The sequence below is a fragment of the Clostridium aciditolerans genome, from assembly GCF_016316925.1.
Classification (GTDB): domain Bacteria; phylum Bacillota; class Clostridia; order Clostridiales; family Clostridiaceae; genus Clostridium_AM; species Clostridium_AM aciditolerans.
The window spans coordinates 1-412 of sequence record NZ_JAEEGB010000069.1 but is presented as its reverse complement, the minus strand read 5'-3'; the positions used below and the strand labels follow the sequence as shown (position 1 = coordinate 412).

Below are 412 nucleotides of genomic sequence, written 5' to 3'. Positions count from 1 at the left end.
TACTTATTGGTGGCTTACCGGGGAATCGAACCCCGGACACCATGATTAAAAGTCATGTGCTCTACCGACTGAGCTAGTAAACCAAAATGGCTGGGATAGCAGGATTCGAACCTACGAATACCAGAGTCAAAGTCTGGTGCCTTACCGCTTGGCGATATCCCAATATATGGGGTGAACGATGGGATTCGAACCCACGACAACCAGAACCACAATCTGGCGCTCTACCAACTGAACTACGTCCACCATAATGGTGCGTCTTAAGGGATTCGAACCCCTGGCACACGGCTTAGAAGGCCGTTGCTCTATCCAACTGAGCTAAAGACGCATATTTTGGAGCGGGTGAAGGGAATCGAACCCTCGTAACTAGCTTGGAAGGCTAGCACTCTACCATTGAGTTACAGCCGCAGGTATA

General features: G+C 49.8%; 5 tRNA genes. All 5 read right to left on the bottom strand.

What is annotated here, in order from left to right:
- Positions 1 to 7: 7 nt before the first annotated feature.
- Positions 8 to 83, bottom strand: a tRNA-Lys gene (locus I6U51_RS24525).
- A 4-nt stretch (positions 84 to 87) separates the two neighbouring features.
- A tRNA-Gln gene (locus I6U51_RS24520) sits at positions 88 to 162 on the bottom strand.
- Between the two features lie 5 nt (positions 163 to 167).
- A tRNA-His gene (locus I6U51_RS24515) sits at positions 168 to 243 on the bottom strand.
- A 5-nt stretch (positions 244 to 248) separates the two neighbouring features.
- Positions 249 to 325, bottom strand: a tRNA-Arg gene (locus I6U51_RS24510).
- 6 nt (positions 326 to 331) lie between these two features.
- Positions 332 to 405: transfer RNA gene (locus tag I6U51_RS24505), tRNA-Gly, on the bottom strand.
- Between the last annotated feature and the right edge of the window lie 7 nt (positions 406 to 412).